General features: G+C 53.2%; 3 protein-coding genes. 1 reads left to right on the top strand and 2 read right to left on the bottom strand.

Features of this window, described 5'->3' with window-relative positions:
* A partial coding sequence (locus H6F43_RS23125; RefSeq protein WP_190342992.1) for an EI24 domain-containing protein occupies positions 1-704 on the bottom strand: 704 nt, incomplete at its 3' end.
* A gap of 282 nt (positions 705-986) precedes the next feature.
* On the opposite strand from H6F43_RS23125, the gene H6F43_RS23120 reads away from it, so the two are divergent.
* Positions 987-1,205, top strand: a complete 219-nt coding sequence (locus tag H6F43_RS23120; RefSeq protein WP_190342991.1) for a hypothetical protein — start codon at positions 987-989, stop codon at positions 1,203-1,205.
* Between the two features lie 21 nt (positions 1,206-1,226).
* On the opposite strand, the gene recF is transcribed toward H6F43_RS23120, so the two are convergent.
* Positions 1,227-2,252, bottom strand: a 1,026-nt coding sequence (gene recF / locus H6F43_RS23115) for a DNA replication/repair protein RecF (protein WP_190342990.1), incomplete at its 5' end; no start/stop codon positions are given.

Here is a 2,252-nt window from a genome sequence, read left to right as displayed (position 1 = left end):
AGCTTGGTTCGAAAACTGAACCGACGACGCTCTAAAGGTGGGTCAAAGAAGTCTAAGCCGACGAGCAGCGCGGCTAAGGCAATACCGCCAACGCTAGCGATCGCGCTTCCAATCCCTGGCACCAAATTCAGCAAAAAGAAGGGAATCCCGATCGCGCCTGCTAGCAGCAGCTTCTTCACCTGAAAGGTTAATGCCCGCCAGATGTCGTACAGCGCTCGCGTCACGGTCTGCGGTTCTGTCGGTGGTAGCTGTTTTAGACGAAGCTGCTCGATGCGTTCTGCCAAGCTGCCATACCACGGCGCACCCAGAATCGCCCCAAACTGAACGAGAAGCAAGCCAGTTAAGACGAGCAAAACGATCGCCAATAACCCACTCAGTACTTCATCTACAAATGAGGCTCCCGTTGGTAGCCAGCCAAGAATACGCGCTGCCCAAGGTGGCAATCCCGCTACCCAGTTGGCTAATCTGATGGGCAAGCCGCCTGTCCAAGCGGCAATCGCCCCCCACGCTGGAAACAGCAAACCCAGATATAGAACCACGCCCAGAATCAAATTGACTAGAACAGGAACGGCTACAAAGCTCCACAATGTGGGCGATCGTGCTAGCAGAAGGGCAGCCTGCAAGGGATAGGTTGCGCCAGCCACAAATCCGCTTGGCACCCTCAGTACGGAGTGGGCAAGTCCTGTTTTTGATGGTTCAGTCATACAGCGTTGCTACTCTACCACGAGAGAGAAGACGACTTTTTCAGGCTAGCACTTCAAATAAGCACGATCGAGGCAGATACGATCGCGCAGGTTAACTACTTGGCTATCACGTTAGAGAACTGATCAAAATTCCTTTAATACCTCTGGGGATCTATGGCAACCCTTAAAAATATTTTTTAACATGGACCTTAAGCAGGAAGGTGAATCAATCTCCCCATACTTAGCACCCTATATTCAGCACACTGTGACGCTCATCTCAAGCTAAAAGACAGCACTAAACCCATGGAAAGCAAGCCATCCGCTCATTTCTACCCGTTTTTAGGCAATCTCAAGCAGGGTATTTGGTTTCTAGGCGTTTCCTGTTGGGTATTTGGAATCACCGATCGCAGTATCGCCTTGCTCTCTGATGGCTATCTATCGCCAGTCGATTTTGCCCAGCTCGTTGTGGCGTGTTTCTTCTTTGTCAGCTGGCTGTTCCTCAAGCCGACTCAGCGCGTATAAGTGCAGCGGCTTGTGCTTCTCTTACTCAGCGGACAACTGCCCTGTTTTGACTGAAAAAATCTGCGACGAATGTAGCCATTGAGCATCAAATGCACCGAGATGCGTGGTTGTAATTAAAGTTTGAAAGCGCTCCTGAATTGTTTCTAGCAGTTGATTCTGCCGATGCAAATCGAGTTCTGCCAGCACATCGTCCAGCAGCAGCAGCGGTGGCTCTCCGATCACCTCTTCGATTAGCTTCAGCTCTGCAAGCTTTAGCGCCAGAACCAGAGTGCGCTGCTGTCCCTGAGAGCCGTACTGCCGCGCTGAGGTTTGATTAATTGTGAACTCTACTTCGTCGCGATGAGGACCAACCAGCGTCGTGCCTTGGTATTGCTCCGCGATCGTCCGCTCCTGAAACTTCTGTAAAAACGCCTGCTGCACCTGCTCCGGTGAGTCTTCCTGCATTGGTACGTTTGGGGCATAGCGCACGTCGAGATCCTCGGTCCTGCCGCTGATCGCTTGATGCCAGTAGTTTGCCAATGGCGCCAACCGCCGGATCACCCTTGCCCGTCGCCGGATCACACGAGTTCCCGCTGCTGCTAGTTGAGCATTCCACAACGAAAGCTCCTGCGATCGGCCCAGTTCAGGTTCCGACGGCTCGTCCTCCTCCCATCCTCCTATTTCCCTATCTCCCGTTTCCTCGCCGCGCAGACCTCGCAACAGCGCGTTCCGCTGTCGCAGAATCTGGTTGTACTGTTGCAAGATATAGGCATAAACAGGTTCAAGCTGAATCAGCAGCGAGTCAAGCCACGTGCGTCGCTGTTCCGGTCCTCCGCGCACCAGATCCAGGTCCAAGCTGGAGAACTGCACGACGTTTAGAACGCCCAGAAAATCCAGTTGGCGGCGCAGGGTCTCGCCATTTACAGCAACGATCCGACGACTACTGCTGCGTAGAGTTAGGGCAAGCTCAGCAGGACCTAAATCACGTTCTAACTGAGCCGAGATCTGAGCGATCGTGTCTCCATCCCGAATTAAGTCGCGATCGCGAGAGGTGCGGTGCGATCGCAG

The organism is Leptolyngbya sp. FACHB-36, from assembly GCF_014695955.1.
Lineage (GTDB): Bacteria > Cyanobacteriota > Cyanobacteriia > Leptolyngbyales > Leptolyngbyaceae > FACHB-36.
The sequence above is the reverse complement of the archived record's forward strand: the minus strand, read 5'-3'. Positions and strand labels throughout refer to the sequence as shown.